The sequence below is a fragment of the Pseudomonas sp. IB20 genome (genome assembly GCF_009707325.1).
In the GTDB taxonomy this organism is placed as follows: Bacteria; Pseudomonadota; Gammaproteobacteria; order Pseudomonadales; family Pseudomonadaceae; genus Aquipseudomonas.
Window position 1 is genome coordinate 187492 of sequence record NZ_CP046103.1, and the last position, 24304, is coordinate 211795.

The following is a 24304-nucleotide window of genomic DNA, read 5'->3' on the forward strand; positions in this document are numbered from 1 at the left end:
GGGTTCAAGGAAGACAGCCCACTTCTCACAGGATTTGATCAGGTCACTTCATGAATAAGCCAGCAGTTGTTCTTTTGGGTTTCGTTGTCGCCGTTGGCGTCGTCAGTGCAGGCGGCGCCTGGTACACCGGTAAGCAACTGGAGCCGGTGCTGCAAACCGCGATCCAGAACGCCAACAAAGAACTACAGAGCTCCATGGCCGGCGTCGACGGCAGCGTGAACCTGGAGCTGGTGTCCCTGGACCGTGGCCTGTTCAGCAGCACCGCGCACTACCGTCTGAAGGGCCAAGGCAGCGTATTCGGTGAAGACAACCCGAACCCAGAGCTGCTGTTTGTCGACCACATCGAACACGGCCCGCTGCCGTTCTCGCGTCTGGTCTCGCTGAAATGGCTGCCGGTCATGGCCACCAGTCACTACGCGCTGGAAAAGAACGCCACCACTGAAAAATGGTTCGCCGCCAGCAAAGACGTGTCGCCTCTCAAAGGCGTGGCCAACATCGGCTACACCCGCTCGGTCAGCGGCAACGTTGAGCTGCTGCCTCTGGAGCTCAAGGACGACAAGTCTTCGGTCAGCTTCTCGGGCGCTAACCTGGACTTCGACGGCACCGCCGAAGGTCAGAAGGTCAAGGCTGAAGGCTATATGAACAGCCTGAAAGTCGCGGTGATCGATGCCAACGGCGCGCCGTTCGAAGCTGAACTGTCCGGCCTGACCGTGGCCAGCAACCTGGAGAAAACCTCGTTCGGTTTCTACACCGGGCAAAACACCGTTGAGCTGACCGACACCAAGGTCACCTTCGGCCCGCAGAAAGCCGTGCTGACCCTCAAAGGCTTCGAGCAAAAAGACACCAGCGAGGCCAAAGACAACAACCTGGCCGGCCGCGTCGACTACAAGATCGACGAGATTGGTTACCAGGGTAAGCCTGTCGGCTCGGCCGCCATGGCCCTGAGCATGAAGAACGTCGACATTCCGGCGATGCTGGTGCTGACCAAGCTCTACCAAGACAAGATGCAGCCGGTGCAAGCCGCCGCCGCTGCCGGCCAGCCGGTGCCTGAGCTGCAACTGACCGAAGCCGAGCAGACCCTGGCCGAGGCCAACGTCAACCAAGTGCTGGCTGCCAAGCCGCAAGTGGCGGTGGAAAACCTGTCGCTGAAAACCACCCATGGCGAAAGCAAATTCAACCTGGTGTTGGACCTGGCCAAACCTTCGACTATGGAGCTGCCGCCGGTTGAGCTGGGCAAGCAGGTCATCGCGCTGTTGGATGCCAACCTGACCCTGTCCAAGCCAATGATCGGCGACGTGGCGGCCCTGCAAGCGCAGGTAGGCGGCGTGACCGACCCTAAAGCCATCGAGCAGCAATCGCAGATGGCCGCCGAGATGGTCAGCGGCATGGCCGTCGGCACTCAACTGGCAACCCTGGTGGGCACTGACGTGGTCTCCAAGCTGCATTACGCCAACAATGAAGTGACCTTCAACGGCCAGAAGATGACCGTCGAGCAATTCATTGGTTTTGTGATGGCTAAAGCGGGTGCGGTCAGCGGCGCGCAGTAAGATTTCTTACACCAGTAAGAAATAAATAGTGGGGGAGCAGCGTTGCCTGAGGCAGCGGTCAAACAGTCGGCGTATAGGCCGACGCTGACCGATCAGCTCAGGCAAGTCTGCTCCCCCATTGGCTTTTCTGTTGCGCGCACAATTCTGAACAATTGTTCTGAATTAGGCATTTCCCTACGTCACTAGGGGATAGTTCCTACAGGAAAGCTTGGTCGGGTCATTAGACGCCGGCGCCCTGATGCAAACAGCTCAGGACCACCTATCGTTATAGCTTTCCGTGTGTAAGGAAGCTCACGATATGTTGCAAACCCTACCCATCAGTGCTTCAGGCCGGTTGCGACTGCTCATCGGGGCCGCCTTATGCAGTCAATTGTTGATGCCCGCCCTTGCCGTGGCCGATCCCGCCTACGATGCCCTGATCATTCAGGCGCGCAACGGCAACTTCACGCCGGCCCTCACTCAATTACGTCAACTGCCTGCCGAGCGCCAGACACCGGGCCAGATCAGCGATCACCTTGTGATTGCCGGGTGGGCCGGGCAAGACGCCGAAGTGCTGAAGGTGTATGAGGCCCAAGGCAAAAACCGCAACCTGACCACCCAGGCACTGGCCACCGTGGCCCGTACCTACCGCAATCAAAAGCAGTGGCCGCAGGCCTTGGCGGTGTATCAGCAGGCGCTGGTGCGTGAGCCGAACAATGTCGACCTGCAACTGGGCCAGGCCCTGACCCAGGCCGACGGCGGCCAAACCAATGAAGCGGTGCAACGCACCCGCGCACTGGTGGCGGCGCAACCGAATGACCCCAGCCGCCGCATGGCCCTGGGCTATGCGCTGACCCGCGCGGGCCTGAACTACGACGCGCTGTTTGAGTTCGACCAGGCCTTTATTCGCGCTGGCGACAAACCTGACGTGATCCGCGAATACATCATCGCCCTGCAACGGGCCCGCCTGCCGGAACCGGCCTTGCGCCTGTCGGCCAAGCACCCGGGCGTGCTCGACGCCGTGACCCAGCGCCGTCTTGAAGGTGACCTCGCCGCCGAGCGTGTGCGCATGGCCGAGTTCGCGACGCGCACCGAGAAAGAACGTTACGTCATTGCCGATCGCGCGCTGCAGGACTACGACAAACTGCTCGCCCGCTGGACCCCGGATGCCAGCGCCCATGACGATGTGGTGCGCTGGCGCATCGACCGCCTGGGCGCCCTCAAGGCACGCACGCGCACGGCTGATGTGGTCCGTGATTACGAAACCCTCAAGGGCGAAGGCGTGCAATTGCCCACTTACGCCGTGCGTTGGGTGGCGGCGTCTTACCTCGACCAGCGCCAACCGGAAAAGGCTGAGCCGCTGTATCGCCAGGCGCTGAGTGCCGCCGATGCCGAGCCCGATGACCGGGTTGAAGACACCACGGCGTTGTTCTACGCCTTACAGGAAAGCGATAAAGGCGCCGATGCGCGCGAAGTCGCCAATGGCCTCGCCAATAGCCAGAAGCCTCGGGTCGAACTCAAGGGCTTGCCCATCGGTAACCCCAACGATGCCTGGATGGATGCGCAACAACTGTCGGCCCAGGCCGGCGTCTATGGCGGCGACCTGCCTGGCAGCGAAGCCGGCCTGGAAGCGTTGGTGGCAAAAGCCCCAGGTAACGTCGGCCTACGCCTGGCCCAGGCTGATATGTACCGCGCCCGTGATTTGCCCCGGCGCGCCGAGGGCATACTCAAGGAAACCGAAGCCCAGACCCCGCGTGACATCGGCCTGGAAGTGAGCCAAGCCTACACCGCCATGGACCTGCAGGAGTGGCGGCAAATGGACGTGCTGACCGATGACGTGCTGGCCCGCAACCCGGACAGCCGGCAGGTGCAGCGCCTGAGCCGCCTAAGGGATGTGCACGACATGGCCGAACTGCGTGTCGAGGCCTACACCGGTAAAAGCTACGGCGGCGGCAATAACGGCGACGTCGGTGCGGTAGCGGGCAGCCGGGATTGGGGCATTGAAAGTCGGATCTACACCCCGCCCATCGACGAAGACTGGCGGGTGTTCGCCGGTGCCGGGTATGCCACGGCCGACTTCAGCGAAGGCAGCGGCCAGCATCGCTGGCAAGTTGTGGGCGTGGAGCGGCGTACCCGTGACATGACCCTCGAAGCCGCAGTCTCCAACCACTCCTATGGTTATGGCTCCAAACAAGGCGCGAGCGTTTCGATTGCCCGCGACATCAACGACAACTGGCAGTACGGCGGCAGCCTCGGCTACCTGCTGACCACCACACCGTTACGGGCACTGAACGCCGATGTCACGGCCAACGGTGGCAGTGGTTTTATCCGCTGGCGCGCGAATGAAAGCCGCGAGTGGAAGCTGTCCTTGAGCCCGTCGCACTTCAGCGACGGCAACAACCGGCTTGAAGCCTTGCTCACCGGCCGCGAGGGCATCTACAGCTCGCCGGGCGTGCAAGTGGACCTGGGCCTGGAAGTCGGCGCCAGCCGCAACACCAAGGAAGACACGGTGTACTTCAACCCCAAGTCTGACCTCAGCGTGTTGCCCACCGTCACGGTCAACCATGTGCTCTATCACCGCTACGAGACCCAGTGGAGTCAGCAGTTCCAACTCGGTGCGGGTACCTACAGCCAGCGGGATTACTCCACCGGTGGCGTCGGTTTGATCGGGTATGGCCAGCGCTTTCGCTGGAACGATGTGCTGGACGTGGGCGCCAACCTGAGCCTGATCAGCCGACCTTATGACGGTAATCGCGAACGCGATCTGCGCTTGCTCGTCGACCTCACTTACCGTTTCTAAAAGAGCCTGACCATGACCGTCCTCAGCCGTTGCTTGTTGGTCCTGGGTTTAGTGCTGGCCAGTGCCTGCGCCCAACAACCCGCGCCATTTACCCCACCTGCCGAGCGGCCGACACTGGCCAATGAAGCGCCGTGGCCGAAAAACCATTTCCTGGGCATTGCCTACCATGACGTCGAGGATCGCGACCCCGACCAGGCGGTGGTGGCAGTGCGTACCGAACGTTTGATCGAGCAGATGGCCTGGCTGCGCGAGAATGGCTACCAGGCCGTTAGCGTCGACCAGATTCTGGCCGCGCGTCGTGGCGGCCCCGAGTTGCCGCCCAAAGCCATCATGCTCAGCTTCGATGACGGCTACTCCAGCTTCTACACCCGCGTCATGCCGATTCTGCGCGCCTATCACTGGCCGGCCTTGCTGGCGCCGGTGGGGTATTGGATCGATACGCCGCTCAATCAACCAGTGGACTTCGCCGGCTCGCCGCGCCCACGTGGGGAATTCCTCACCTGGCAACAGATTCGCGAGGTGTCCCAGTCCGGCCTGGTGGAAATCGCCGCGCATACCGACAACAACCACAAAGGGATCCTCGCCAACCCCCAGGGCAACCTAGAGCCGGCGGCGACCAGCCTGCGCTTTGACCCGGCCACCGGGCGTTATGAAGATCAGGCGAAATTCGATGCGCGCATGCGGGCTGATGTCGCGGCGATCTCCAACAAGATCCGCACCGTGACCGGTAAAGCACCACGCGTATGGGTGTGGCCATACGGCGCAGCCAAGGGCACGTCGCTGGCGATCGTCGGTGAGCAGGGCTACCAGATGGCCCTGACCCTGGAAGACGGCCTCGACAGCCTTGGCAACCTGATGAACAGCCCACGCTTCCTGGTGGCTTCCGACCCGGACGGCGAGCACTTCGCTAACAGCATGGTGGCGGTGCAAGCCCAGGCTCCGCTGCGCGTGCTGCACGTGGACCTGGACAACGTCTACGACCCGGACCCAGCCCAAGAAGCGCGTAACCTCGACCAACTGGTGCAACGGGTGGTGGACATGGGCGCAGGCACCGTGTTCCTGCAAGCGTTCGCCGACCCCAAGGGTGACGGCCTGGTGCATTCGCTGTACTTCCCCAACCGTCACTTGCCGGTGCGCGCCGACCTGTTCAACCGCGTTTCCTGGCAGTTGCACACTCGTGCCCATGCCAGCGTGTATGCGTGGATGCCCGTGCTCAGTTTCGCCCTTGATCCCAAGCTGCCACGTGTGACCCGCTGGGACCCGGAAACCGGCAAGGTTGGCATCGACCCGGATCAATACAAGCGCTTGTCGCCGTTTGATCCGCAGGTACGCAAGATCATTGGCGAGATCTACGAAGACCTGGTGCGCAACAGTGCCATCGACGGTGTGCTGTACCACGACGATGCGGTGCTCTCCGACTTCGAAGACGCCAGCCCCGCCGCGCTCAAGGCCTATGCCGCCAACGGCTTGCCGGACAGCATCGCTGCGCTGCGCGCTGACCCGGCGGTGATGCAACCCTGGACGCGCTTCAAGAGCCGCTACTTGATCGACTTCACCCATGAGCTGACCGCCAAGGTCCGCGCCATCGGTGGCCCGCAGATATTGACCGCGCGCAATATCTTCGCCGAGCCAATGCTCAACCCGGCCAGCGAAGCCTGGTTCGCACAGAACCTCGATGATTTCCTTCAGGCCTACGACTGGACCGCGCCGATGGCGATGCCGCTGATGGAAGGGCAGGAACTGAAAACGTCCAACGCCTGGTTGGAAAAGTTGGTCGCCACGGTCAAGGCGCGCCCCGGCGCATTGGACAAAACCGTTTTCGAGTTGCAAGCCAAGGACTGGCGTACCCCCGCCGCCCCGGACCTCAGCGGTGCGCAAATGGCCGAATGGATGGGTGTGCTCAAGCGCCAGGGAGTCAAGAGTTTTGGCTACTACCCGGACAACTTCCTGGAAAACTCGCCGGACTTGAAGACAGTCCGTCCGGCCCTGTCCAACCAATGGAACCCTTGACCATGTTCGACAGACTCCTGGCTTTATTCGTGCTGGCATTGGTGTTGGGTGTGCCCCTTGGCCTGATCTTTTTGGTCACCGGGCAGTTCCTGATGGACTTCGTGTTTTTCTACCCGCTCTTCATGTCGGCGCTGTGGATCGCCGGCGGGCTGTACTTCTGGTTGCACTGGGAGCGTCACTGGCCCTGGAAAGAAGACACCCCCGCGCCGACCCTGGCCGGTAACCCGCTGATCTCGATCATCATTCCTTGCTACAACGAGGGCGATAACGCCGCCGAAACGATTCACGCGGCGCTGGGCCAGTTGTACCCGAACATCGAAGTGATCGCCGTCAACGATGGCTCCAAAGACAACACCGCGGCGGTCCTCGATGCCCTGGCATTGGAACACCCACGCCTGCGCGTGCTGCACCTGGCGCAGAACCAGGGCAAAGCCGTGGCCTTGCGCATGGGCGCCGTGGCCGCGCGCAGTGAATACCTGGTGTGCATTGACGGCGATGCTTTGCTCGATAAAAACGCGGCGGCCTACTTGGTGGCGCCGATGCTGGATAACCCGCGCCTGGGCGCCGTGACCGGCAACCCACGCATTCGCACGCGTTCGACGCTGATCGGTCGGGTGCAGGTGGGCGAGTTCTCCTCGATCATCGGCTTGATCAAGCGGACCCAGCGGGTGTTCGGTCGGATCTTCACGGTGTCGGGTGTGGTGGTGGCGTTTCGCAAGAAGGCGCTGGACCGCATCGACTACTGGAGCACCGACATGATCACCGAGGACATCGATGTCAGTTGGAAGCTGCAACTCGATCACTGGGCGATCTTCTACGAACCCCGCGCCTTGTGTTGGATCCTCATGCCCGAAACCGTCGGCGGCCTGTGGAAACAACGCCTGCGCTGGGCCCAGGGCGGCGCCGAGGTGCTGTTCAAAAACATTCGTGGCATCTGGCAATGGCGCCACCGCTACCTGTGGCCGCTGCTGTTCGAATACTGCCTGTCCACCGGTTGGGCCTTCACCTTCCTGCTGTCGGTGATCTTCTGGGGCGTGGGTAAATTCGTGGTGCTGCCACAGGCGATTGCTGTGGATTCGCTGATGCCACCGGCGTTTACCGGGCTGGTGTTGGCGATGGTGTGCCTGCTGCAGTTTGCGGTGAGCATCCTGATCGACCGGCGCTACGAGAAAGGCCTGTGGAAAACCCTGTTCTGGACCGTGTGGTACCCAATGGTGTTCTGGCTGGTCAGCTTGTTCACCACCTTGGTCAGCTTTCCTAAGGTGCTCTTCAACCAGCACCAGAAACGCGCGCGCTGGGTCAGCCCGGACCGTGGTATTAAACCTAGTGAAGAGGAGGCGTGACCATGAAACTGGTCAGAACTCGCCAAAACTCAGTGATGTGGGTCATCGATGTGCTGCTGACCCTGCTGGCCTGGGCTGGGCTGATTTGGCTGTTGGCGCGTGGGATGACCGCGATGCTGGAAACCCACGGCGGCCCACGCATTGAAGCGCCAATTTTTGCGGCGCTCAACACCTTGCAGATCTACCTGTGGATTGCCCTGTTCAATGCGGTGATCCTCATCAGCTGGGCGCGTTATCAGCAACGCCGGGGCCGCAAGTTCGCCCAACGCCGCGCCGAGGCCAATGCCCTCAGCGACAAGCAAATGAGTGAGAGTTTCAACCTCGGCGACGGCCACCTGGAGCAGTTCCGCAAGCCGGGTGTACTGGTGATCCACAACGACGAAGACGGCGGTGTGGAAGACGTGAAGTCGCACGTGTCCCGAGACGTCGAGCGCCCGGCGCTGACGTTGGTGCCGGGGATGGAAAAAGACAAAGGCGCCGGCTGAGGGGGTGTTGTGGCGAGCGGGCTTGCCCCGCGTTGGGCTGCGCAGCAGCCCCAAACCTTATGACACGTTCGCCCCCCCCCAGCACCCGCTCGCCACAACAAGCCCTGCGCCAGACTAATCCGATAAATGGGATCCAATTCACAAAACCACCGCGAACTTTTCTGTATTCCTCGGTACTAATCTATCTCGACAAGAACTTGATGGCTAACTAATGGCATTTCATCAGTACTTGTTCGAAACGCTATCAAAACAGTAGCCGCTTGTCGGAATAAAACTTCCAGCAACAGGCTGTAACTCTTTTTTGATAATTATTTATTGTTATCTATCAATGGTTTGCAGGTGTAACTAGTACGAATGTGCAACTAATCCAGTTTCTTGGATAAGCGCAAGTTCGATGTTAGTTTGCCGCCCCTTGATTTTCGATGGATCGAACATGTCTTCGTTATTGCCACGGACTCGGTACTTGCTGTGCACTTTTCTGCTCGCTTACTTGAGCCTGAACACTGCCATGGCCGCCCCCACACCTGGGGATCAAGACCTGATCCGTGACCGGCAAAACCGCTTGCTCGAAGAGCAACAACGGCGCCTGCAAGAACTGCAGGACCTGCCCGGCAAAGAAGCCAAGCCCCAGGCCCCGGCCTTGCCGGCGGACACGCGCTGCTTCCCGATCAAAGACATCGAACTCAAGGGCGCCGACAGCCTGGCAGCCGCAGACCGCGAGCGCCTGCTCAAGCCCTACATCGGCGAGTGCCTGGGCGTCGCAGCTCAATGATGCTAAGGTCATCACCGACCTACTCACCAAAGGCCGCGTCACCAGCCGCGCCTACCTGCCGCAACAAGACCTCTCCAGCGGCCATCTGCAAGTGCTGGTGGTCGAAGGCAAACTCGAAGCCTTGAAAAGCGCCGAAGGCAGCACGGTGACCGACCGCGAACTGGCCATGGCCTTTCCCGGCAAGGTCGGCGAGGCGCTAAACCTGCGCGAAGTCGAGCAACTGGTGGACCAACTGAATCGCTTGCCCTCCAAGCAGGCGCAAATGGAACTGACCCCCGGCCGCCAGATCGGCGGCAGCGACGTGGTGGTCAAGAACACCGCGCAAAAGCCCTGGCGCGCCAGCCTGTCGCGTAACAACGACGGCCAGAAAAGCACCGGCGAGCAGCAGTGGGGCGCAGGCCTTGAGTGGGACAGCCCGCTCGGCCTGGCTGACCAACTGGTACTGCGCGGCGGCCACGATGCCGTCAGCGACCACCAGAAAACCTCGAAAAACACCATGCTCTACTACAACGTGCCGTGGGGCTGGTGGAACTTCAGTTACACCTACAGCGAGAGCGATTACCGCGCGCTGGGTTACACCGACACCTTCAAGTTCAAACAGTCGGGCGACAACCAGAACCACCAGTTTCGCGCCGAGCGGGTGATCCATCGTGACGACGTGAGCAAGACCTCGCTCAACGTTGGCCTGGCGCACCTGCGCACCAACAACTACATCAATGAGGCTCACCTCGAGACCAGCAGCAACCGCCTCAGCGAACTGCAACTGGGCATCAACCATGGCCGGCGTATCGGCAATGCGTTCGTCAACCTCGACTTGGGCATGCAAAACGGCATCGGTGCCTTCGATGCTCAAGCCAACGACGAGCGCGACGCGTACGGCAATCGCCAGCCCAGTGCGCGCTATCGCAAATACACGCCACGTAGCTACCTGACCGTTCAAGCTGTGGGGCGAGTCGCTCAGTTTCAGCAGCTTGATGACCGGCCAGCACAGCGAAGACGTGCTGTTCAGCCCGCAGCGCATGAGCCTGGGCGGGCAGTCGTCGATTCGCGGCTACAAAGACCAGATGCTCGCCGGCGACAGCGGCGGTTACTGGCGCAACGACCTGCGCTGGAGCCGCCCGGTGACCTGGGCCTGGCTGCAACCGGTGTTCACGATACGGCCCAGCTCGGCTACGACCAAGGCGTGATCAGCAACGGCCGCTACAACGGCGAAGTGCACGGCCGGGTCTCCAGCAACTCGTTGGAGCTGTTCGCCCGTGGCAAATACGTCAGCACCAGCGTGACCTTTGCGCACTCTTTGGAACGCCCGGCAGTGATGAGCGAGCGCGAAGCGCCGATCTACTTCCGCATGGATTTCTTCCTGTAATTCAACGCCCCGTTACATCGAGACTATGACAATGGATGTTCGCCACTTTGCCTTCCTGGCCCGCCAACCTTCTGCTGCGCTGAAGCCGCGAGATTCGTTCTTCGGCTTGCCCAAGCGCGGCTTGGTGCTGATCCTGGCCAACGCGCTGTTCTGGCAGCCGCTGCTGGCCCAGGCCGAAGGCATTGTGGTCAGCGCGCCGGGCACCACTGTTGGCCAAGCCGGCAATGGCGTGCCCGTTGTGAACATCGCCACGCCCAATGGCAGTGGCTTGTCGCATAACCAATTCAAGGACTACAACGTCGGCCCCAACGGCGTGATCCTCAACAATGCCACGGGCGCGGTCACCAACACCCAGCTGGGCGGCTACATCGTCGGCAACCCGAACCTCAAGGGGGGCGCGGCCAGCGTTATCCTCAACGAAGTCAACGGCGGCAGCCCAAGCCAGTTGCGCGGTTACACCGAAGTGGCGGGGCAGTCGGCCAAGGTCATCGTCGCCAACCCTTACGGCATCACGTGCAGCGGTTGCGGTTTTATCAACACCCCCAACGTGACCCTGACCACCGGCAAGCCGGTGCTCGACACGAGCGGCCAGTTGCAGCGTTATCAGGTCGACGGCGGCGCCGTGACCATCGACGGCCAGGGCCTCAACGCCAGTAACGTCGACCGTTTCGAAATCATCACCCGCTCGGCCAAGATCAATGCGCAGATCAACGCGCGTGAATTGACCGTGATCGCCGGGCGTAACGACGTCGATGCCCAAAGCCTGAAAACCACCGCGCGCGCTGACGACGGCAGCGCCAAACCAGAATTGGCCATCGATTCCTCGGCGCTGGGCGGCATGTACGCCGGTGCGATCAAACTGGTCGGCACCGAAGCCGGTGTGGGCGTGAAACTCGACGGCACACTGGCCGCCAGCGGCGGCGATATCCAGCTGGATGCCAACGGCCACTTGAGCATGGCGCAGACGTCGGCCACCGGTAACGTCAAAGTCACCGCGCAGAACGTCAACCTTACCGACACGTGGCTGCCATTGCGCCACAGACGGCCGTGGGGCAACCGACCCCGTTGACCAGCCAAACCTTCACCCGCGTCCAAGGCCTGCCCGACAGTCGCGCCGCCTCGCAGCCGCACAAGTACCTGATCGAGACCAACCCGGTACTCACCGACCTCAAGCAATTCATGAGCTCGGACTACCTGCTGCAAGGCCTGGGCTACAACCCCGACCAGAGCTGGAAACGCCTCGGCGATGGCCTCTAGAACAGCGCCTGGTGCAGCAAGCGGTACAAGCGCGCACCGGCCAACGCTTTATCGACGGTCAGAACACCGACGAGAAGCTGTTCAAGTACCTGATGGACAACGCCATCAGCAGCAAGCAGCAACTAAACCTGTCGATGGGCGTGAGCCTCACCTCGCAACAGGTTGCAGCCTTGACCCACGACATCGTGTGGCTGGAACAACACGAAGTGAACGGTGAAAAGGTCCTGGTGCCAGTGCTCTACCTGGCCCAGGCCAACAACCGCCTGGCGCCGAATGGTGCCTTGATCGCCGGTAACGACCTGAACCTGATCGCCGGCGAAAACTTGGTCAACGCCGGCACCCTGCGCGCGAACAACAACCTGTCGGCCAAGGCGGCCAACGACTTGACCAACAGCGGGCTGATCGAAGCGGGCAACCGCCTGGACCTGCTGGCCGGTAACAATATCGTCAACAAAGCCGGCGGCATCATTGCCGGGCGCGATGTGACGATGACCGCGATCAATGGCGATGTGATCAACGAGCGCAGCGTGACCGGGTGGGACGACAGCGGGCGTGGGTATTCGCAGCACCGTGACTACGTTGACAGTGCGGCGAGGGTGGAGGCGGCGAATGACCTGGATATCAGCGCCGCGCAAAACGTACTCAAATTCCTGAAGTCTGAACACGGTTTGGATGGGTTGGTGACGTGGCGGTCGGTGACCCGAGAACATGAGGTGCAGCCGTAAAAAATAGTAGCTGTGGGGAAATAAGTAGGCCTACGCATAAAGCGGGCGACGCTAAGGCCGCCCGGCTTTTACTCAGGATGGATCGGCATGGAGCCTGCGAACGATGACATCAAGCAAATCACACCCATCGCGCAGCGGAATAGCCAGCAATTGGGCGAAGTCTTGAAGCACCACAGCATCGCTGCTGAGCTGTTCTCGGAAGGCCAGGTTTTCCAGCAGTTGGGTGACGGCTCGAATCCGGTACACGGCGGCGTCGTGGAGGACGTCGAGGGGCGCACAGGTGTCGATGAGCAGAGCGGGGACGGTGCTGTCGTGGCCCGTAAGGGGCATGTATTGGTTCATTTTCAGTTCTCTGTTAGTGGATTAAGCCACCACTCATTCGTCGCCAAACGAAAGGGTGGCAGCTGTACGCAGGTTGGCGAACCGGCAACAGAGAAAACCGGCAGACCCGAAGGTCTCCCGCGCACAGCCGCCATAACATGCACAGCTTTGCGGGTGCAAAAACACCTGCATAGAAGCGGGTTGCTTTTGCACTCTGTTGTCAGGTCGCCAAACCTGATCGCCATTTGGGCGACGGGCCGGACTATAAGCCCCACGCCCAAACCCACGCAAGGCATCAAAGTACTGGCCCACGTTCATTGCCTCATGTCTTCAGCCCCATGGCCGACACACTGGCGATGATTAACGGCCCCTGTGTTGATGGCCTCGCAAAGCGTCATGCATGACTCGGTGGCGTTGGCGTACCTGGACGCGCCTCGAGAGCAATACCAGAACCTGCCCGATAACCCGGTCTACAGCGTTGCACAAACCCCGGTGTCGACGTTCAGTGCAGACGCGTGGAACCCGCACACCCGATTGTTGCGCGTCGGCATCAAGGCGTCTGATCGCGCGGTGGCGGATCTGGCGCCGGCCAACCTGGTGTTTCTGGTGGATGTCTCCGGCTCCATGGACCGCCGCGAAGGCTTGCCACTGGTGAAAAGCACGCCTCCAGGCCTGAAAGTGTGGTATCTGCTAAGGGGCGGCGTTTGATTTCAGAGCGCTTCACTTCCTGTATGCCTCCAGTTATAGGAATCTCAAAGCATACACGTGGGCATACACGGCGGGAAGTTATAGGGGTGGACAGGAATGGATAGTCAGAAACAAGAAAGCCCGCACAGGGCGGGCTTCTTGGGGTGTTTCGTAGACTGTCTGAGACAGCCCGAGACTGCTATATGGTGCACCCGGCGGGATTCGAACCCACGACCCCTGCCTTCGGAGGGCAGTACTCTATCCAGCTGAGCTACGGATGCTTGTGCGGGCGACATCATACCCATGTCGACCTTGGGCGTCCATGCCGGTCTTTGGCCCTTTATAGGTAGGAATTTGCCCCCCAGAGGCCCTGCGCCGGGTGCCAGTGGTCGCTGCGGTGGAACCCGGCTGAATCACGCGGATCAGAAAGATCTGGTAAATGCGCCGTTTTCGTTCTTTTTTTCGAACAGACTATTGCCCTGTACCCCCATTGATCCTAGGATTCGTTTGAGATTTCAAACGCTCTGTCTCCCGTGCGCTCTTTCACTTTTCTCGCGTGCTGGGGCTGATTTCCCTGACGGCAGCCCACAAGGCGCCTTTCAACAACTCTAATTCGCTCCGCGCGCGCGCGGTGCTGTTAAGGAAAGCCGACATGCAGCTCAAAGATACCCAGTTGTTCCGCCAGCAAGCCTTTATTGATGGCGCTTGGGTGGATGCGGACAACGGTCAAACCATCAAGGTCAATAACCCGGCCACGGGCGAGATTCTCGGTACCGTGCCGAAGATGGGTGCGGTCGAAACGCGCCGCGCCATCGAAGCGGCCGACAAGGCTCTGCCGGCCTGGCGTGCACTCACCGCCAAGGACCGCGCCAACAAGCTGCGTCGTTGGTTTGAGCTGATCATCGAGAACCAGGATGACCTGGCTCGCCTGATGACCCTAGAACAGGGCAAGCCACTGGCTGAAGCCAAAGGCGAAATCGTTTACGCCGCCTCGTTTATCGAGTGGTTCGCCGAAGAAGCCAAGCGCATCTACGGTGATGTGATTCCGGGCCATCAGCCGGACAAGCGCCTGATCGTGATCAAGCAGCCGATTGGTGTTACCGCGGCTATCACGCCGTGGAACTTCCCGGCCGCGATGATCACCCGTAAAGCCGGCCCGGCCCTGGCCGCCGGTTGCACCATGGTGCTCAAGCCGGCGTCGCAAACCCCGTTCTCGGCGTTTGCCCTGGCTGAACTGGCCCAGCGTGCAGGTATCCCTAAAGGTGTGTTCAGCGTGGTCTCCGGCAGCGCCGGCGATATCGGCAGCGAGCTGACCAGCAACCCGATCGTGCGTAAATTGTCCTTCACCGGCTCCACCGAAATCGGTCGCCAGCTGATGGCCGAATGCGCCAAGGACATCAAGAAAGTCTCCCTGGAGTTGGGCGGCAACGCGCCGTTCATCGTGTTTGACGACGCGGACCTGGATAAGGCTGTCGAAGGCGCGATCATTTCCAAATACCGCAACAACGGCCAGACCTGCGTCTGTGCCAACCGCCTGTACATCCAGGATTCGGTGTACGACGCCTTCGCGGAAAAACTCAAAGTGGCCGTGGCCAAGCTCAAGATCGGCAACGGTCTGGAAGAAGGCACCACCACCGGCCCGCTGATCGACGAAAAAGCCGTGGCCAAGGTTCAGGAGCACATCGCTGATGCCCTGAGCAAAGGCGCCAAGCTGTTGGCCGGTGGCAAGGTCATGGAAGGCAACTTCTTTGAGCCGACCATCCTGGTCAACGTGCCGAAAGACGCTGCAGTGGCCAAGGAAGAAACCTTCGGCCCACTGGCGCCGCTGTTCCGCTTCAAAGACGAAGCCGAAGTGATCGCGATGTCCAACGACACCGAGTTCGGCCTGGCGTCCTACTTCTATGCCCGCGACCTGGGCCGTGTGTTCCGTGTGGCCGAAGCCCTGGAATACGGCATGGTCGGCGTCAACACCGGGTTGATCTCCAACGAAGTGGCGCCGTTCGGCGGCATCAAGGCCTCGGGCCTTGGCCGTGAAGGTTCCAAGTATGGGATCGAGGATTACCTGGAAATTAAATACCTCTGCCTGGGCATCTAAGCCAGGCACGAGCATGCAGTAAACGCAGAGGGCACGAGAGCGCTGTCCCTTTGCGTGTTTCAAACCGTAATTCGTAGTGGCCGGGAAAGCTGTGGCAGTCGATCATCGCATGCTGCCGTAGTTGCCTCCCCGCCACGTATTCCTTGGACCACGCCACCCGATGAGTGGCGAATGAGGACTTTATGAGCAAGACCAACGCATCCCTGATGAAACGCCGCGAAGCCGCTGTACCGCGCGGTGTTGGCCAGATTCACCCGATCTTCGCCGAATCCGCGAAGAACGCCACCGTGACCGACGTTGAAGGTCGCGAGTTCATCGACTTCGCCGGCGGTATCGCCGTGCTGAACACCGGCCACGTGCACCCGAAAATCATCGCCGCCGTGACCGCGCAGCTGAACAAGCTGACCCACACCTGCTTCCAGGTACTGGCCTACGAGCCTTACGTGGAACTGTGCGAAAAAATCAACGCCAAGGTGCCAGGCGACTTCGCCAAGAAAACCCTGCTGGTCACCACCGGTTCCGAAGCCGTTGAGAACGCCGTGAAAATCGCCCGCGCCGCCACTGGCCGTGCCGGTGTGATCGCCTTCACCGGCGCCTATCACGGCCGCACCATGATGACCCTGGGCTTGACCGGTAAAGTCGTGCCTTACTCGGCCGGCATGGGCCTGATGCCAGGCGGCGTATTCCGCGCGCTGTTCCCGAACGAACTGCACGGTGTGAGCGACGACGACGCCATCGCCAGCATCGAACGTATCTTCAAGAACGATGCCGAGCCGCGTGATATCGCTGCCATCATCATCGAGCCGGTGCAGGGCGAAGGCGGTTTCTACGTCGCGCCTAAAACCTTCATGAAGCGCCTGCGCGAACTGTGCGACAAGCACGGCATCCTGCTGATCGCCGACGAAGTGCAAACCGGCGCTGGCCGTACCGGTACCTTCTTCGCCATGGAGCAGATGGACGTTGCTGCCGACCTGACCACCTTCGCCAAATCCATCGCCGGCGGCTTCCCGTTGGCCGGTGTGTGCGGCAAGGCTGAATACATGGACGCCATCGCTCCAGGCGGCCTGGGCGGCACCTATGCCGGTAGCCCGATCGCTTGCGCCGCTGCTTTGGCGGTGATGGAAGTGTTCGAAGAAGAACACCTGCTGGACCGCTGTAAAGCGGTCGGCGAGCGTTTGGTAACCGGCCTGAAAGCCATTCAAGCCAAGTACCCGGTGATCGGCGAAGTGCGTGCCCTGGGCGCGATGATCGCCGTGGAGCTGTTCGAAGAGGGCGACAGCCACAAGCCGAACGCCGCTGCCGTTGCCTCCGTGGTGGCCAAAGCGCGCGACAAAGGCCTGATCCTGCTGTCGTGCGGTACCTACGGCAACGTGTTGCGCGTGCTGGTTCCGCTGACCTCGCCGGACGAGCAGTTGGACAAAGGTTTGGCGATCATCGAAGAGTGCTTCTCCGAGCTGTAAGCGGATTGACCTGATCGACAGAAAAAACCCGCTTCGGCGGGTTTTTTTGTGGCCGATGCAACACATTCAGGCCTTGTTCATTGTACGTAGGCGGCTTGATTGTCTAAGGTGCAAGCATTGCCGATGGAGCGTGCTGGATGACTGCTGTTGATTTACCGGCTGTACCCCGAGTGTTGATTGCTGAAGCGGACCCTTGGTCGCGGGATTTGCTCAAGCAAGTGTTGTTGAACGTGCGCTGCGACGCACGGCTGGATGTATGTGGTGACGGGCAGCAAGCAGCGACGCTGTTGCGAGAAAAAACCTACGACCTGATCCTGGCGGATTGGGAGCTGCCGGGCATCGATGGTCTGAGCTTGCTGCGCAACGTACGCCAGCAGCGCCGTTCGCTGCCGTTTATCCTGCTGAGCAGTCGCAACGACAGTGCCAGCGTGCGCGAAGCCTTGCCGCTGGCGCCTACCGCGTACCTGACCAAACCGCTGAACATGGAAGGCCTGACCCAGCGCCTGCAAGACCTGCTGCTCAACGAAGGCGAAAGCGTGTATTGCGAAATTCCGCCGCTGGCGCCTGGCGTGACCTTGCCGGTGTTCCTGGAGCGGCGCCGCGAAGCCTCCGACGGCGCGCCGCTGCGCGTCGACGTGAAAGCCGCCGTGCAACACAGCCTTGAACCTGATGGCCTGGACCTCAAGCGCCTGGAAGGCCAGGTGCGCATGGACCCACAAATTACCGCCGTACTGATCGCCGCCGCCAACAGCGCCGGGCATCACGGCACGCCGGTGCAAACCCTGTCGGCTGCGCTGCACAAGCTGGCGGCCGGGCAGAGCATGAACTTGATCCTGGGCCTGGCCCTCAAGCACAACGTGGTGCTGGGCGACCCTGCGCTGGTGGACTATGCCGAGCGCCACTGGCAGTTGTCAGAAGACACCGCCGACTACGCCCGCCGCCTGGCGCGCTTGCTCGAGCTGGACCACGAGCGCTGTTACTGCGCCGGCATCCTGCACCGGCTGGGTGACTTGGCGTTGCTGCGTTGCCTGGAGGATTGGCGCCAGGGCGGCGGGGCGTTGGATGACGAGGCGATTGGTGAGTCCCTTGATACCTTTGGTGCGGCCTACGGCTCGGCATTGCGTGCGCGCTGGCGCTTGCCGTTGGAGCTGCGCCAGTTGATTGCGGCGATCTATTCGCTCGAAGGCGGGGTGTATTCGCGTGAAGCGTTGGTGATGAACCTGGCGGCGCAGATGGCGCGCCTGACCGAGCACGAAGGGCTTGAGGCGCTGGCGAGGAGCAAGACTGCGCGGTTGCTGAGGGTCGGGTTGTCGGAGTTGATGCGAGTGCGCAAAAACTAGCTGCAACGCTCCCACATGTTTGACCGAGTTCTAACTCGCTATGACGCGGTTCTTACCCTGGCGCTTGGCCTCATACATGGCCGCATCAGCCCGCGCGAACAGGCTGTCCAGGGCTGAATCTTCTTCGCGCAAGTTGGCCAGGCCTTGGCTGACGGTCACCGTGAATTGCCGGCCTTCATAGCTGAAACTCAGCGCCTGGATTTCCTTGCCCAGCCGCTCGGCTACCTGCAACGCCATGTGCGGCGCACAACCGGGCAGTACGGCGGCGAATTCTTCGCCGCCAATGCGCCCGAACAGGTCGCCACGGCGCAATACACTGCGACCGCTCTCGGCGATACGCCGCAACACCTGATCGCCCTCCAGATGGCCGTAGGTGTCGTTGACGTCTTTGAAATCATCGATGTCCAGCAACAGGAACGCCAGCGGTGCGCCCTGGGCACAGGCGCTGTCGAAGGCCTGGTTGGCGCATTCGAAGAAGTGCCTGCGGTTGCTGCTTTGGGTCAGCACATCGGTGGTGGCGAGGCGGTGCAGTTCCAGCTCCATCTGTTTCTTTTCGGTGATGTCTTCGGCCATGCCGACCACAACCACCGGCTTGCCGGGCTGGACCTGCTGGTTGATATAGCACTTGTCGCTCAGCCAGCGAATTTGCCCGTCGGCGGTGATGATGCGGTACTCGCGGTCCTCCACGGCGCCTTGTTCCAGCACGCGGGCGAGGCTGTGTTCGGCATAGTCGAGGTCTTCGGGGTGAACGCTGTTGCGCCATTCGCGGTAGTCGGCGAGCAGCAAACCGGCCGTACGGCCAAATACCCGCTCATAGGCCGGGCTCACATACAGCACACGGCGCGTTTCCCAATCGATGGCCCACAGCACGGCATTTACACTGACCAGCAACGAACTCAGCAACTGCTCGCGTTCGCTCAACCGTTCGACTTCACCCTGGGCATGCATCAACGCCAACAGGGTTGCCGCCGCGGCCGGGCGGGGAGCCTCGGCAGCAGGGGCATCTGGCAGGTAGGGATGTTCGTGAACCATCGGTACAACTCTCTCTGGGCGCGCCGCAGGATGGAGCAGCGGTCACTACAAGGGTTCACCATGATGGCCAAGTGTTCTCTGAGAGAGGGTAAATGCAGTGAAGTTCCGTGAGCGGGCTAACTAAGAAATGGCGCCAAAAACCGCCCCAGGAACGAGCGGGGTGTGCATGCCCGGTCAGACCGCTGCAGGGCGCAGCGAATAGGTCTTCAATTGATGGGCAAAATCGCGCAGTGACTGGATGCCGCTGGCTTCGGCCTCATGCACCCATTCCTTGATCGCGGCCAGCATGTCGTGGCCATTGGAACTGGTTTTCAGCCAGATCTGCTGCAACGCCAGGCGCTTCTCGTAGATCACTGTCAGCGCCTGGCTGTGCTCCAGCAGGCTCTGGATGCGCACGTGATGGCGGTCATCCAGCAAGCTGGTTTCACGCGACAGCAGGCGCTTGGCGCGGTGGAACTGGTGGCGCACCGAATGATCGACCTTTTCCAGCTCCTGCTTGACCAGTGGGCCGATCACCAACTTGCGGTACTGGGCCATGATCTGGAAGCGGTTGTTGAGGATCGCCATGGCGGTGTCCATGTCCAGGTGGCCTTTGCCCTCCACGCGGTGCGCGATAGGCGCCACGCGCTGCACCTTGGCCAGGCGCAGGAAGCTGAACACTTTGATCCACGCCCAACCCAGGTCGAACTCCCACTTCTTCACCGACAGCTTGGCCGAGTTGGGGTAGGTGTGGTGGTTGTTGTGCAGTTCTTCGCCGCCGACAATGATGCCCCACGGCACCAGGTTGGTCGCCGCGTCCCGGCATTCGAAATTGCGATAGCCCACGGCATGCCCCAGGCCGTTGATCACGCCGGCGGCCCAGAACGGAATCCACATCATCTGGATCGCCCAGATGGTGATGCCGATGGTGCCGAACAGCAGCAGGTCGATCACGCCCATGATCGCCACGCCCAGCAGCGGGTAAGGCGTGTAGATTTTGCGTTCGATCCAGTCATCCGGGCAGTTCTTGCCGTAGATGCGCAGGGTTTCGGGGTTTTCGGCCTCGGCGCGGTACAGCTCGGCACCTTTGCGCAACACGGTGGACAGGCCTTTGATGACCGGGCTGTGCGGGTCGTCGACGGTTTCGCATTTGGCGTGGTGTTTGCGGTGGATAGCGGTCCACTCGCGGGTGTTCTGCGCCGTGGTCAGCCACAGCCAGAAGCGGAAGAAGTGTTTCAGGCCGGCATTGAGCTCCAGGGAGCGATGGGCTGAATAGCGGTGCAGATAGACCGTGACCCCAACGATGGTCACATGGGTCATCAACAGAGTGACTGCAACCAGTTGCCAGGCTGACAAGTCAAGAAAACCGTTGTACCACATAGGCTGTATGGCCCTCAGATAAAGAAAAAAACAGCTCACGCATTATCACTAAGCCTACAGAGAAAACCAGCCGCCCTTTCAGATAGAAGTGACTGGATGTTTCTTATTCTATAATCCGCAGCCTTTGTGGGGCGATTTTGTTTTTTGGTAAGGATTACTGACTCTATGCTGTTTTCATACCGAGGTGCCCTGCGTGTGGGGCTGGTATATCTGCTGGTTTCCATTGTGTGGCTTCAGCTCAGCCACCACCTATTGATCGACTTTCTCGATGACCCGCGGGAGTTGGTCCGCTGGCTGCAGCTGCGCGACTATGTGTGGGTGGCCCTGAGCGCGGCGGCGATTTACTTGCTGTGCGCGCGTTTTGCCCGCACCCACCAGGTGCAGCAACCCCTGAAAGAAAACCGTGAGCGCCTGCGCCAGGCGGCTGCCGTGTTCGATTGCACCCGCGAAGGCGTGCTGGTCACCGACGCCGACGGGCTGATCGTGCACGTCAACCGGGCGTTTATGGAGATCACCGGCCACAGCCGCAAGGACGTCATGGGCGAGCGGCCGAGCCTGTTCAAGTCGGGGCGCCATTCGTCGAATTTCTACCTGCAGATGTTCCAGACCCTGGAGCAAACGGGCGAATGGAGCGGCGAAATCTGGAACCGACGCAAAAGCGGTGAAATTTATCCACAGTGGCAAACCATCCGCGTGATCCGCGATGACCACGGCAAGGTCAGCCACTACGTTGCGGTGTTTTCCGATATCAGCGCCATCAAGGATTCCCAGCACGAACTGGCGCACCTCGCCCACCACGACCCGCTCACCGACTTGCCCAACCGCCTGTTGTTCACTGACCGTGCCGAGCAGGCGCTGGCCTCGGCGCAAGTGCATAAACGCGGCTGTGCCTTGCTGTTGCTGGACTTGGACCATTTCAAGATCATCAACGACAGCCTGGGCCATAACGTTGGCGACCAGTTTCTCAAGGCCGTAGGCGAGCGGCTCAAAGGGCTGTTCGGCCCCGGCGTGACCTTGGCGCGCTTGGGGGGTGACGAGTTCGCTGTGCTGGCGGAAAGTTGTCCACAGGTGGTGCAGGCCGCCGCGATCGCGCAGCGCATGCTCGATGCGATGAAGGAGCCGTTCGTGTTTGATGGCAACCAGTTGTTTATCAGCGCCAGCATCGGCATCAGCCTGTTCCCCAGCGACGCGTTGAGCGCTGAACAGCTGCTGCGCAATGCCGATTCGGCGTTGTTCAAGGCCAAGAGCGCCGGGCGCGAAGGCTACGCGCTGTACACCGAAGAGCTGACCGCCCACGCGCAGAACCGCGTGGAAATCGCCAGCGAACTGCGCCGCGCCCTCGATCAGCAGGAACTGCGCGTCTACTACCAGCCGGTGTACGACCTGCGCGGCAGCCGCCTGGTCGGCGTCGAAGCGCTGGTGCGCTGGCAGCACCCGGCGCGCGGCTTGGTGCCACCGGGCGAGTTCATTCCGATTGCCGAGCGTACCGGGCTGATTGCCGACATCGACGCCTGGGTGATGGACCAGGCCTGCCGCCAGATGTGCCGATGGTTGGCCGATGGCGCACCGCTGAGCTTTATTGCGGTGAATGTTTCCAGCCGTCTGTTCGCCCGGCGCGAGCTGTACGAGCAAGTCGCCCAGGTGCTGCACGCCACCGGCCTCGACCCGGCGTTCCTGGAACTGGAAGTCACCGAAAGCGCGGTAATGGATGACCCGGAGGTCGCCCTTGAGCAACTGCACCGCCTGCGTGAGCTGGGCTTGCGCCTGGCCATCGACGATTTTGGCACCGGCTATTCCTCGCTGCTGCGCCTCAAGCGCCTGCCGGTGCAAAAGCTCAAGATCGACCAGGGCTTCGTCGCCGGGTTGCCGTGGGACGAAGACGACGCGGCGATTGTGCGCGTGGTGATCGCCCTGGCCAAAAGCATGGGCATGCAGGTGCATGCCGAAGGTATCGAGCAGGTTGAGCAGGCGCGGTTCTTGTTGGAGCAGGAGTGCGATATGGGGCAGGGGTATTGGTTTGGGCGCCCGATTCCTGCAAGTGAAATTGATTGGGAGCGTGCGCCTGCCATTCAATAGTCGACGCGTTTTCAATCTGAAATACAGTGAAATGTGGGAGCGGGTCAACATCTGTGGCTGACCCACCTCATTCGCGAGCAAGCCCGCTCCCACCTTTGGATCTCGACACGGCTTATTTTCCGTGTCGAGCGCGCGAAAACCCGCGCAACCCCACGTCCTGCCAGAAAATTCTTTCTGGTTATATAAACATTCTTAAATAGTATTTTTAAGAATATCCGCGCTTATCTACTATCGCCCTCACGCCGCAAGCAGTGCCGCCACTGCCAGGCACTATTCATTTCAGGAGCGAGACCATGAGCGCATCTCTACGTAGCGTCGACGGCCAGGACGAAGCAGCCATTTTGCGTGAGATCCAGAGCGCCTTGCGCGACCTGCGGTTTGGCGCGGTGGAAATCACGGTGCACAACGCCCAAGTGGTACAGATCGAACGCAAGGAAAAATTCCGTTTGCAAAACCCGGGTAACAAACCGAGCTAAGCACTCACGGCGATAGACCCCCGCATCTATAAGAAAAGCCAACACCAAGAATTCTCAGGAGCCTTCTATGTCGTCGATTCGCCGTTACGCCCTGGCCGCACTGGCCAGCGCCGTGTTTGCCGGTTCCGCTGTTGCCAAGGACTACGAGTTGCTCAACGTCTCGTACGACCCTACCCGTGAGCTGTACCAGGACTACAACGCTGAGTTCACCAACCACTGGAAACAGTCCCACCCCGGCGACAACGTCAAGATCCAGCAATCCCACGGTGGTTCGGGCAAACAAGGCCGGGCAGTGATCGACGGCCTGCGCGCCGACGTGGTGACCCTGGCCCTGGCCGGCGACATCGACGAAATCGCCAAATTGGCCAAGACCCTGCCGGAAAACTGGCAAACCCGCCTGCCGGACGCCAGCACCCCGTACACCTCGACCATCGTGTTCCTGGTGCGCAAGGGCAACCCTAAAGGCATCAAGGATTGGGGCGACCTGATCAAGAAAGACGTTTCCGTGATCACCCCGAACCCGAAAACCTCCGGCGGTGCGCGCTGGAACTTCCTCGCCGCCTGGGCCTACGGCCTCAAAGCCGGTGGCAGCGAAGCCAAGGCCCAGGATTACGTGAAAGAACTGTTCAAGCACGTGCCGATTCTCGACACCGGCGCTCGCGGTTCGACCATCACGTTCGTCAACAACGGTCAGGGTGACGTGTTGCTGGCCTGGGAAAACGAAGCCTTCCTGGCGCTGAAAGAAGACGGCGGCGCCGACAAGTTCGACATCGTCGTGCCTTCCCTGTCGATCCTCGCCGAGCCGCCAGTGGCCGTGGTCGACAAGAACGCCGAGAAAAAGGGCAACACCGAAATCGCCACTGAATACCTCAAGCACCTGTACAGCCCCGCTGGCCAGGAGATTGCGGCGAAGAACTTCTACCGCCCACGCGATGAAAAAGTCGCCGCCAAGTACGCCCAGCAGTTCCCGAAACTGGACCTGGTGACTATCGACAAAGACTTCGGCGGCTGGAAAACTGCCCAACCGAAATTCTTCAATGACGGTGGCGTGTTCGACCAGATTTACTCGGCGCAGTAAGCCAAAGTACCTGTAGGGGCCTGATTTTCTGTAGGCGCTGGGCTTCTATGGGAGCTGGCTTGTCGAATCGTCGCACCGCTGCGATAGCATCACCGC

The 24304-nt window shown here is 60.8% G+C and carries 14 protein-coding genes, 1 tRNA gene and 4 pseudogenes; 15 read left to right on the forward strand and 4 right to left on the reverse strand.

Translation table 11 applies throughout. The features are described 5' to 3' along the window. The first annotated feature begins 50 nt into the window (after window positions 1-50). From GJU48_RS00870 to GJU48_RS25850, 8 genes and pseudogenes are all read left to right on the forward strand, one after another. The gene (locus GJU48_RS00870) at window positions 51-1547 is read left to right on the forward strand and encodes a YdgA family protein (RefSeq protein ID WP_094952052.1); all 1497 of its coding nucleotides are present in this window, start codon (window positions 51-53) and stop codon (window positions 1545-1547) included. A gap of 298 nt (window positions 1548-1845) precedes the next feature. Next, on the forward strand, window positions 1846-4326 hold the full coding sequence (gene pgaA, locus GJU48_RS00875) for a poly-beta-1,6 N-acetyl-D-glucosamine export porin PgaA (protein ID WP_094952051.1): 2481 nt from the start codon (window positions 1846-1848) through the stop codon (window positions 4324-4326). A 12-nt stretch (window positions 4327-4338) separates the two neighbouring features. Further along, window positions 4339-6336: a poly-beta-1,6-N-acetyl-D-glucosamine N-deacetylase PgaB gene (gene pgaB / locus GJU48_RS00880; protein ID WP_094952050.1), complete on the forward strand. Its 1998-nt coding sequence runs from the start codon at window positions 4339-4341 to the stop codon at window positions 6334-6336. Between the two features lie 2 nt (window positions 6337-6338). After that, complete coding sequence (gene pgaC, locus GJU48_RS00885) at window positions 6339-7679, forward strand: poly-beta-1,6-N-acetyl-D-glucosamine synthase (RefSeq protein WP_094952049.1); 1341 nt, start codon at window positions 6339-6341, stop codon at window positions 7677-7679. Between the two features lie 2 nt (window positions 7680-7681). Further along, complete coding sequence (pgaD, locus tag GJU48_RS00890) at window positions 7682-8164, forward strand: poly-beta-1,6-N-acetyl-D-glucosamine biosynthesis protein PgaD (protein WP_094952048.1); 483 nt, start codon at window positions 7682-7684, stop codon at window positions 8162-8164. Between the two features lie 508 nt (window positions 8165-8672). Next, window positions 8673-10302: pseudogene (locus GJU48_RS00895) on the forward strand (ShlB/FhaC/HecB family hemolysin secretion/activation protein). Between the two features lie 31 nt (window positions 10303-10333). Further along, window positions 10334-11314, forward strand: a pseudogene (locus GJU48_RS25845) (filamentous hemagglutinin N-terminal domain-containing protein); the annotation flags it as partial. Between the two features lie 38 nt (window positions 11315-11352). Then, window positions 11353-12200: pseudogene (locus GJU48_RS25850) on the forward strand (DUF637 domain-containing protein); the annotation flags it as partial. A gap of 156 nt (window positions 12201-12356) precedes the next feature. Here the strand turns inward: GJU48_RS25850 and GJU48_RS00910 are convergent. Beyond that, window positions 12357-12614, reverse strand: coding sequence for a hypothetical protein (locus GJU48_RS00910; RefSeq protein ID WP_094952063.1), 258 nt, complete (start codon window positions 12612-12614; stop codon window positions 12357-12359). Window positions 12615-12971: 357 nt separating this feature from the next. On the opposite strand from GJU48_RS00910, the pseudogene GJU48_RS00915 reads away from it, so the two are divergent. Further along, a pseudogene (locus tag GJU48_RS00915) lies at window positions 12972-13268 on the forward strand (hypothetical protein); the annotation flags it as partial. Window positions 13269-13496: 228 nt separating this feature from the next. On the opposite strand, the gene GJU48_RS00920 reads toward GJU48_RS00915, so the two are convergent. Further along, a tRNA-Arg gene (locus GJU48_RS00920) sits at window positions 13497-13573 on the reverse strand. A 371-nt stretch (window positions 13574-13944) separates the two neighbouring features. Between GJU48_RS00920 and gabD the strand changes: the two genes are divergently transcribed. The 3 genes from gabD to GJU48_RS00935 all read left to right on the forward strand — a co-directional run bounded on the left by gabD (window position 13945) and on the right by GJU48_RS00935 (window position 18187). Further along, the gene (gene gabD, locus GJU48_RS00925; protein WP_094951087.1) at window positions 13945-15387 is read left to right on the forward strand and encodes an NADP-dependent succinate-semialdehyde dehydrogenase; all 1443 of its coding nucleotides are present in this window, start codon (window positions 13945-13947) and stop codon (window positions 15385-15387) included. Window positions 15388-15569: 182 nt separating this feature from the next. Beyond that, complete coding sequence (gene gabT, locus GJU48_RS00930) at window positions 15570-16847, forward strand: 4-aminobutyrate--2-oxoglutarate transaminase (RefSeq protein ID WP_094951088.1); 1278 nt, start codon at window positions 15570-15572, stop codon at window positions 16845-16847. 137 nt (window positions 16848-16984) lie between these two features. Continuing rightward, window positions 16985-18187, forward strand: coding sequence for an HDOD domain-containing protein (locus GJU48_RS00935; protein WP_094951089.1), 1203 nt, complete (start codon window positions 16985-16987; stop codon window positions 18185-18187). 30 nt (window positions 18188-18217) lie between these two features. On the opposite strand, the gene GJU48_RS00940 is transcribed toward GJU48_RS00935, so the two are convergent. Continuing rightward, window positions 18218-19219 carry a GGDEF domain-containing protein gene (locus tag GJU48_RS00940; RefSeq protein WP_094951090.1) on the reverse strand — a complete coding sequence of 334 codons (1002 nt, stop codon included), beginning with the start codon at window positions 19217-19219 and terminating at the stop codon, window positions 18218-18220. Between the two features lie 174 nt (window positions 19220-19393). Continuing rightward, complete coding sequence (gene desA, locus GJU48_RS00945; RefSeq protein ID WP_094951091.1) at window positions 19394-20578, reverse strand: delta-9 fatty acid desaturase DesA; 1185 nt, start codon at window positions 20576-20578, stop codon at window positions 19394-19396. A gap of 165 nt (window positions 20579-20743) precedes the next feature. Here desA and dibA point away from each other — a divergent pair, with 165 nt between their 5' ends. The 3 genes from dibA to GJU48_RS00960 all read left to right on the forward strand — a co-directional run bounded on the left by dibA (window position 20744) and on the right by GJU48_RS00960 (window position 24208). Continuing rightward, on the forward strand, window positions 20744-22654 hold the full coding sequence (dibA, locus tag GJU48_RS00950) for a phosphodiesterase DibA (protein ID WP_094951092.1): 1911 nt from the start codon (window positions 20744-20746) through the stop codon (window positions 22652-22654). Window positions 22655-22947: 293 nt separating this feature from the next. Then, window positions 22948-23130, forward strand: a complete 183-nt coding sequence (gene oscA / locus GJU48_RS00955) for a sulfur starvation response protein OscA (protein WP_003170956.1) — start codon at window positions 22948-22950, stop codon at window positions 23128-23130. A gap of 67 nt (window positions 23131-23197) precedes the next feature. Beyond that, window positions 23198-24208 carry a sulfate ABC transporter substrate-binding protein gene (locus GJU48_RS00960; protein ID WP_094951093.1) on the forward strand — a complete coding sequence of 337 codons (1011 nt, stop codon included), beginning with the start codon at window positions 23198-23200 and terminating at the stop codon, window positions 24206-24208. The last annotated feature ends 96 nt before the right edge of the window (window positions 24209-24304 follow it).

Coding starts and splice junctions, on each gene's coding strand:
- GJU48_RS00940 (WP_094951090.1), bottom strand. CDS start 19,219: ATGGTTCACGAACATCCCTACCTGCCAGATGCCCCTGCTGCCGAGGCT.
- pgaC (WP_094952049.1), top strand. CDS start 6,339: ATGTTCGACAGACTCCTGGCTTTATTCGTGCTGGCATTGGTGTTGGGT.
- pgaB (WP_094952050.1), top strand. CDS start 4,339: ATGACCGTCCTCAGCCGTTGCTTGTTGGTCCTGGGTTTAGTGCTGGCC.
- desA (WP_094951091.1), bottom strand. CDS start 20,578: ATGTGGTACAACGGTTTTCTTGACTTGTCAGCCTGGCAACTGGTTGCA.
- pgaD (WP_094952048.1), top strand. CDS start 7,682: ATGAAACTGGTCAGAACTCGCCAAAACTCAGTGATGTGGGTCATCGAT.
- GJU48_RS00870 (WP_094952052.1), top strand. CDS start 51: ATGAATAAGCCAGCAGTTGTTCTTTTGGGTTTCGTTGTCGCCGTTGGC.
- GJU48_RS00960 (WP_094951093.1), top strand. CDS start 23,198: ATGTCGTCGATTCGCCGTTACGCCCTGGCCGCACTGGCCAGCGCCGTG.
- oscA (WP_003170956.1), top strand. CDS start 22,948: ATGAGCGCATCTCTACGTAGCGTCGACGGCCAGGACGAAGCAGCCATT.
- pgaA (WP_094952051.1), top strand. CDS start 1,846: ATGTTGCAAACCCTACCCATCAGTGCTTCAGGCCGGTTGCGACTGCTC.
- dibA (WP_094951092.1), top strand. CDS start 20,744: ATGCTGTTTTCATACCGAGGTGCCCTGCGTGTGGGGCTGGTATATCTG.
- GJU48_RS00910 (WP_094952063.1), bottom strand. CDS start 12,614: ATGCCCCTTACGGGCCACGACAGCACCGTCCCCGCTCTGCTCATCGAC.
- gabT (WP_094951088.1), top strand. CDS start 15,570: ATGAGCAAGACCAACGCATCCCTGATGAAACGCCGCGAAGCCGCTGTA.
- GJU48_RS00935 (WP_094951089.1), top strand. CDS start 16,985: ATGACTGCTGTTGATTTACCGGCTGTACCCCGAGTGTTGATTGCTGAA.
- gabD (WP_094951087.1), top strand. CDS start 13,945: ATGCAGCTCAAAGATACCCAGTTGTTCCGCCAGCAAGCCTTTATTGAT.